Annotated in this window: 12 protein-coding genes; 11 read left to right on the top strand and 1 reads right to left on the bottom strand. The window is 30.8% G+C overall.

The window, feature by feature from the left end; translation table 11 throughout:
* Nucleotides 1-563 precede the first annotated feature (563 nt).
* Together LLF98_RS01495 and LLF98_RS01490 are read left to right on the top strand one after the other, a co-directional pair.
* Complete coding sequence (locus tag LLF98_RS01495; protein WP_291700133.1) at nucleotides 564-722, top strand: hypothetical protein; 159 nt, start codon at nucleotides 564-566, stop codon at nucleotides 720-722.
* Between the two features lie 25 nt (nucleotides 723-747).
* Nucleotides 748-1,299, top strand: a complete 552-nt coding sequence (locus LLF98_RS01490; protein ID WP_366512062.1) for a PD-(D/E)XK nuclease domain-containing protein — start codon at nucleotides 748-750, stop codon at nucleotides 1,297-1,299.
* A 293-nt stretch (nucleotides 1,300-1,592) separates the two neighbouring features.
* Here LLF98_RS01490 and LLF98_RS01485 read toward each other — a convergent pair whose 3' ends face one another.
* Complete coding sequence (locus tag LLF98_RS01485) at nucleotides 1,593-2,039, bottom strand: MerR family transcriptional regulator (RefSeq protein ID WP_291700131.1); 447 nt, start codon at nucleotides 2,037-2,039, stop codon at nucleotides 1,593-1,595.
* A 149-nt stretch (nucleotides 2,040-2,188) separates the two neighbouring features.
* Between LLF98_RS01485 and LLF98_RS01480 the strand changes: the two genes are divergently transcribed.
* The 9 genes from LLF98_RS01480 to LLF98_RS01440 all read left to right on the top strand — a co-directional run bounded on the left by LLF98_RS01480 (nucleotide 2,189) and on the right by LLF98_RS01440 (nucleotide 6,349).
* The gene (locus tag LLF98_RS01480) at nucleotides 2,189-3,361 is read left to right on the top strand and encodes an iron-containing alcohol dehydrogenase (RefSeq protein ID WP_291700129.1); all 1,173 of its coding nucleotides are present in this window, start codon (nucleotides 2,189-2,191) and stop codon (nucleotides 3,359-3,361) included.
* A gap of 22 nt (nucleotides 3,362-3,383) precedes the next feature.
* Nucleotides 3,384-3,794 (top strand): cupin domain-containing protein, encoded by a 411-nt coding sequence (locus LLF98_RS01475; RefSeq protein ID WP_291700127.1) that lies wholly within the window; start codon nucleotides 3,384-3,386, stop codon nucleotides 3,792-3,794.
* Between the two features lie 53 nt (nucleotides 3,795-3,847).
* On the top strand, nucleotides 3,848-4,168 hold the full coding sequence (locus LLF98_RS01470) for a carboxymuconolactone decarboxylase family protein (RefSeq protein WP_291700125.1): 321 nt from the start codon (nucleotides 3,848-3,850) through the stop codon (nucleotides 4,166-4,168).
* A 5-nt stretch (nucleotides 4,169-4,173) separates the two neighbouring features.
* Nucleotides 4,174-4,647: a flavodoxin gene (locus tag LLF98_RS01465; RefSeq protein WP_291700123.1), complete on the top strand. Its 474-nt coding sequence runs from the start codon at nucleotides 4,174-4,176 to the stop codon at nucleotides 4,645-4,647.
* Between the two features lie 163 nt (nucleotides 4,648-4,810).
* Nucleotides 4,811-5,161 carry a hypothetical protein gene (locus tag LLF98_RS01460; RefSeq protein WP_291700122.1) on the top strand — a complete coding sequence of 117 codons (351 nt, stop codon included), beginning with the start codon at nucleotides 4,811-4,813 and terminating at the stop codon, nucleotides 5,159-5,161.
* Nucleotides 5,162-5,166: 5 nt separating this feature from the next.
* Nucleotides 5,167-5,427: a hypothetical protein gene (locus LLF98_RS01455; RefSeq protein WP_291700120.1), complete on the top strand. Its 261-nt coding sequence runs from the start codon at nucleotides 5,167-5,169 to the stop codon at nucleotides 5,425-5,427.
* Entirely contained in the window at nucleotides 5,364-5,627 is a 264-nt protein-coding gene (locus LLF98_RS01450) for a JAB domain-containing protein (protein WP_291700118.1), read from the top strand. Before LLF98_RS01455 ends, LLF98_RS01450 begins: the two co-directional genes overlap by 64 nt.
* A 198-nt stretch (nucleotides 5,628-5,825) precedes the next feature.
* Nucleotides 5,826-6,092, top strand: coding sequence for a DUF4160 domain-containing protein (locus tag LLF98_RS01445; RefSeq protein ID WP_291700117.1), 267 nt, complete (start codon nucleotides 5,826-5,828; stop codon nucleotides 6,090-6,092).
* Between the two features lie 11 nt (nucleotides 6,093-6,103).
* A complete protein-coding gene (locus tag LLF98_RS01440) occupies nucleotides 6,104-6,349 on the top strand; it encodes a DUF2442 domain-containing protein (protein WP_291700115.1) in 246 nt (81 codons plus the stop codon).
* The last annotated feature ends 473 nt before the right edge of the window (nucleotides 6,350-6,822 follow it).

The raw sequence follows: 6,822 nt of genomic DNA, 5'->3' as shown, positions 1-6,822 counted from the left end.
TTGCTCTGTTACTAATTTTATTATTTCCATCTTGTATTCTACTGAAAATTTCTTTCTTTTAGTCATTTGATTAACACATCCTTATCTGTACTTATTATACATACTTTTCTATGTGTCTATCAAATAGGGTATACTCCAAACCGAAGAAAGAAAAATAGTGAAGGAAACTAAATATTGTGAAGTATTCAAGGCTGTATCAATTATTGATGATGATTATTATAGTAGCATAGAAAAGATAAAAGTTAAATCGATTGTTTGATTATATAGAAAAAAACAAAAATGAAAATAGATTTGAAGACGGAACAATTCAAGTGCCTATAGAAAATAAATCTAAGGTTGGAAGAAATGATTCATGTCCTTGAGGAAGTGAAAAGGAATATAAAAAATGCTGTGTAAAGTAAAATCTTCAAGTTTTGTGTTCTGATAGTATAATTGGGATTAATAAGAATTTTGGTTAGACGATTGATTTTATAAAACATATTTTAAATTTTGATGTGTTTAATAGTTCTTCTACTTGGGATATAATATTAAAATAAGAGAAGTTTTATTGAAGGAGAAGCACTATGGCGATATATTTAAATACAAATAGACCACTAGAAAATTTTAAAGAGTTGTGCAGAAAAAAATATATGGTGGATAAATATGTAATAATAGAAAATTTAAATGAATTAATAGACTCTTCTGATAAATATATATGTATAACAAGGCCAAGAACCACCTAAAACTAAAACAGAAATATATTCAGCTATGATAATTCTAGGATTTTTATCTTACTACGATGGATATTTAAAAATACCGAATAAAGAACTAATGAGAGAATTTGAGAAAGCTCTTCAAGATGAATCCTTTGGTTATGTATCAGAAATTATAAAAAATTCTAGGAATATGTTAAAGGCAACAGTATCACAAGACACTGAAGGAGTAGCACAAATATTACATGATATTCACAATTCAGAAATACCAATATTACAGTATAATGATGAAAATAGTTTATCATGTGTAATCACATTGGCATATTTAAGTGCAAGAGATACATATAGGGTTGAAAGAGAAGAGAAAACAGGAAAAGGATTTGCAGATTTTACCTTTCATCCAAGAAGAAAAGTAGATACTCCATTTATTCTTGAACTTAAGAAAGATGAAACTGTGGATATAGCAATTAAGCAAATGAAGGAAAAAGAGTATTTTCAAAAATTTATGAAGGAACATAAAAATGTATTATTAGTAGCTATATGCTATGATTCAAAAATGAAAGATCATAGTTGTAAAATAGAAAGTGTTTATTTTAGCGAAGGATAGTGGATTTTAAAGGTCGCCCTTCGCCTCCACCATGAAACCCACGAAATCTAAAATTTGGATTTTGAACTGGGTTATTTTATTTTTAGATTTAGAATTATTAATAGTGAACTATATCATAAGAGAGTAAAAATACTAAAATTGGGTTTGGTTATAGTGAAAGATTGTGTGGGAATTATTATAAAAATTAAAATGGTATTACTATGTTTTATACATTAAGCATACATGGATTTGATTTAGATAAATCTATGTATGCTTATTTTTGTATATAAAACTGATAATTTAGGAAACAATATTTATAAAATTTTTTCGTTATTTCTTTTTACATCTTTATTTAAGAATTTCATAGCTAGTTCTTCTCGCAATCCAGGAACATTAGTTGTACCATTTTCTTTTGATATTCTGTAGAATTCACATTTGTAATTTATTCGTTCCAAAGCATCTTGTAAGAGTGCAATCTGTTTCTCTGTTTCTTTCTTCTGATGAATGAATAGTTCATATCGTTGGTCAATAGTAGAATCACCTTCTTCACACCATTCAAAAAATTGTTTAATTTCATTAAGTGGCATTCCTGTGTTTTTTAAACATTCTATCATTTTTAGACATTCAACATCAGTATCATTAAATATTCGAATATTACCAGAAGTTCTATTAACAAGAGGAAGAAGACCGCTTTTATCATAGTAACGAAGAGTTGATATAGATATATTTAGCATTTTTGAAATATCGCCAATTGAATACATAAATTACCTCCAATAAATTGAAATTTAATATTGACCTAAAGTTAGGTTTAGGTATTAGAATATAATTATCATAAGATATAAAATAAACTTATGCAATACTAAAATATATTTTGACTTAATAAAATTAGAGAAGAAAAGGAGTATTAAACATGAATTTTATGAAATATTCACCAACCAGATTACTATTTGGTTCAGGACAATTAAATCATTTAAGAGAACAACAGCTTCCAGGACAGAAAGCCTTACTAGTAATTTCCAATGGAAAATCAACGAAGGTAAACGGTTATCTTAATAGATGTGAGAAAGAACTTCAGGCTATAGGAGTAGAAATAGTTCTATTTGATAAAGTGGAAGCAAATCCATTAAAATCAACTGTAATGGCTGGTGGAGCATTGGCTAGAGAAAAAGGATGTGATTTTGTGGTTGCACTAGGTGGTGGAAGTGTTATGGATGCATCAAAAGCAATAGCAGCTATGGCCACAAATGATGGAGATTTATGGGATTATATGAATGGAGGAACTGGAAAAGGACAGTCGCTTACAAAGAACCCTTTACCAGTTGTAGCAATCACCACCACAGCAGGAACTGGCTCAGAGGTTGACCAGTGGGGTGTTGTAACAAATGAAGAAACCAATGAAAAGATGGGATTTGGAGGTTATGATTCTCTTTATCCAGTTTTATCAATTATAGATCCAGAACTGATGAAAAGTGTTCCAGCTACCTTTACAGCTTATCAGGGGTTTGATGCACTATTTCATAGTACAGAATGTTATATTTCAGCAGCTGCTAATATGATGAGTGACATGTATGCTTTGACAGCGATTGAGAATATAGGAATTTACCTTGCAAGAGCTGTGAAAGATGGAAATGACATGGAAGCAAGAGAACGTGTAGCATTTGCAAATACACTATCTGGAACAGTAATGACTCTTAGTGCATGTACTAGTGAACACTCTATGGAGCATGCCATGAGTGCCTATCATCAGAACCTGCCACATGGAGCAGGGCTTATCATGATTAGTAAGGAGTATTATCAGTATTTTATTAATCAGCATGTCTGTGATGAAAGATTTATATGTATGGCAAAAGCATTAGGGATGAAGGATGCAAATAAACCTCAGGACTTTATCACAATGCTCGTGAAATTACAGGAGGCATGTGGAGTGTCTCAACTTAAAATGTCAGACTATGGAATACAAAAAGATGAATTAGATAAGATGGCAAGAAATGCAAGAGAGACTATGGGCGGTTTATTTATGTGTGACCCATGTCCGTTGTTACATGAAGATTGTGTGAAAATTTATGAAAAATCATATAGATAAGAAAAAAGAAGGAGAAAATAATATGGATAGAAAAGAGCTAGAAAAGGTATCTGACTTTTTACTTGGAGAAGAAAATACAACTTATGCACCTTATTTTATCGGGAAAAGCTATTTAAGTCTTCTGAATAGTAAGGAAGTGATTATATGTAATGTTACATTTGAACCAGGATGTCGTAATAACTGGCATATCCATCATGGTGCTGGACAGATATTAATCTGTGTTGGTGGTCATGGATGGTATCAGGAGATGGGTAAAGAACCACAGTTTTTAAAGAATGGGGATGTGGTATATATTGCTCCAGAAATAAAACATTGGCACGGTGCTGTAGAAGATGAGGCTTTTGCACATCTGTCCGTATCTGTTCCAGTAGAAGATGCTTCAAATGAATGGTGTGAACCAGTGACTGATGAAGAATATGAAAAATTAAAATAATATTATATGATCAGACAGGCTTGAAATTCTATCTGATCAGAAAGGATATAATTATGAAAAAGCAAACAGCAGGAAGGGATGCTCTTGGAACATTTGCGCCTAAATTTGCAGAATTAAATGATGATGTTTTATTTGGTGAGGTGTGGTCACGAGAGGATAAATTATCGATTAGAGATCGCAGTGTAATTACGATAACGGCATTAATGACAAAAGGAATTTTTGATAACTCTTTAAAATACCATATGGCAAATGCAAAAAATAACGGAGTTACTGCAGAAGAAATTGCTGAAATTATCACACATCTGGCCTTTTATGTTGGATGGCCAAATGCTTGGGCAGCATTTGCACTGGCAAAGGAAGTATGGGTGGAGTAGAGATTATGGGAAAAAAGTTGATTGTGTATTATTCATATACAAATAATACAAAGAAAATTGCAGAACAGATTAAGATGGTTATTGGTGCAGATATCTGTGAAATTGAAACAGTAAAGCCTTATACAGGTGATTACAATTCAGTAGTTGATCAAGGGAAACAGGAAATAAAACGTGGATTTAAACCGGCGATTAAACCTCTTAGTGTAAACTTGGGAGATTATGATACAATTATTATAGGTACTCCAGTGTGGTGGTATACCTATGCCCCAGCAGTTGCAACCTTTTTATCTGAATACGATCTGTCGGGCAAGACCATAATTCCATTTGCAACGAATGGAGGATGGCTTGGACATACATTAAAGGATATCGAAAAGTGTTGCAAGAATTCCATTGTTACAAATGCGATTGATATTAGATTTGATACAGACAAAATGGTTATGCCTAAGTCTAATCTTGAGAAATGGATTGCTCATTTGTAAGCTCGAGCATTATAATATTAAAATGTAGAATGATAAAAGCATTTTAGCTCTAATAATGCTGAACCAAAACAAAAGTTAAATATATATTATAAATATAAGGAATGCTTAAAGCAATATAAAGCTTTGAGTATTCCTTTTTGGCATTTTAAAGGAGGAATTGAAAATGAAGAGGATTTGGAAAGTAGAGCATTTACAAGAGGTAAAATCAGAATTAAGCAAAGAAGTCATTGAAAATATGGAAGCGGTGCTTATTACTATGCAGGAGGAATACGGAGCTGGTAGAGATGTAGATGCTGATCTTGGAGGATATATTTTATTATTAGAATCAGAAACTAATGCAGAAGAATTAAAAGTTGACAAGTTGAAGGGCTTACTTCCGGAATATACTGATGAAATCAAGAGTGATGATGGTATTAAATACTATTCATCACTTTTTCTATTATCCTCAGATTATGCAGTAATGGTTTATTCAAACAAAGAGCTACATGAATTATTATTAGGAAAGGTGTTGTAGTTGATATGGCAAAGCAGAATAATAATGTAAATGAAGATAGAAAAATAATAAAGGAAACTAAATATTGTGAAGTATTCAAGGCAGTATCAATTATTGATGATGATTATTATAGTAGCATAGAAAAAATAAAAGTTAAAAGCAAGAATCGTGAAGAACTAGGAAAAAAATTTCTAGATGATGTAGATAGGGAACAACTTATAGTATGTTGTCTAGATACAAAGAATCAGCCAACTGCAATAAATGTAGTTTCTGTAGAGGTAGCCTAAATAGTTACATAGTTCATCCAAGAGAGGTTTTCAAACCTGCAATTCTAAGCAATTCAGCTTCAATAATACTATTTGACAATCATCCTTCAGGAGATTCAGCACCATCAAAAGAAGATATGTCTATTACAGAAAGAAAAAAAGAAAGTGGAAATATATTAGGAATTAAGCTTATTGACCATATAATTATAGGAGATGATTAATATTATAGCATAAAGGAAAGAGGGATGATCAATAGAAATAAATAAGTACAAATAGAAAAGAATTTCGAGTTTCATCTGTCTTAAAATTATGTATAATATAATTATAAATAGTGTAAATATAAAATTAAGGTTTAAAATAGAAGAACAAACTAAATTGTTAAAAAATTAATAAAGATGATAGAGAGGAATGATTATTAAATGCCTACAATAAGTATGTTTTACGGAATAATTATACGCATGTATTGTGCACCTAAGGAACATGCGCCATCTCATTTTCATGCTTTTTATGGAGATTATAAAGCAGTAATAGATATAAATTCTTGCGAATTAATAGAGGGGGAATTGCCAAAGAAGCAGTTAAGGCTAGTTTTAGCATGGTCTGAACTTCATCAAGATGAATTAAAAGCTGATTGGAAATTAGCTATGGATAGCGAATTACCATTTAAAATAGAACCTTTGAAATAGGGAGTGATAGTATGTATTTATCAGTTAAAGAAGTTAAAACGTTAAATGAATATAAATTATTATTAACTTTTGAAAATGGAGAGGTAAGATTGTTTGATATGAGCCCATATTTAGAAAAAGGTATATTTAAAGAATTAAAAGATTTATCTTTATTCAAATCTGCACGAGTTAGTTTTGACACAGTGGAATGGGAGAACGAGGCTGATATAGATCCTGAGACACTATATGAAGATAGTGTTCCGTATAATATTAGTTAATGGTGGATTTCAAAGGTCACGCTTCGCCTCCACCATAAAATCCACGATCATTTATATGTGGCTTAAATAGCTGCTTACAGGTGGTTGTGGGTTTTTATTATTTTCATTTGAATTTTATCTATAGTAGGTTAGGCATTGGCTAAGAAAATCTTTACTATCACGTGGAGATGTTAATTTATTAGTAGTAACATATCGTTTATCTATTTAATCCTGACCTACGTACAGTTGTTTTGTATAAATTTAAATTAAACCATAATATCTACTAATTTAACTTATTATGGTTTTATTTGTTTTTATAAAATGTAACATTATATTATAAATAGAATTAAATGTAATTATATGCTTTCAGTTATGGCAATGTATCTTGTCAATGTAAATTTTAAACATTAACTTTCATAGAGTGTGAAGCAAAATTTTAAATAATAACCACTTCTACAAGAATAATAACATCTCTTAAACCATTTGACTCCGGA

Origin of the sequence: Clostridium sp., assembly GCF_021372645.1 — a bacterium.
Taxonomy (GTDB): domain Bacteria; phylum Bacillota; class Clostridia; order Clostridiales; family Clostridiaceae; genus Clostridium.
Note: the sequence above shows the minus strand (reverse complement) of the source record. Positions and strands in the feature narration are given on the sequence as shown.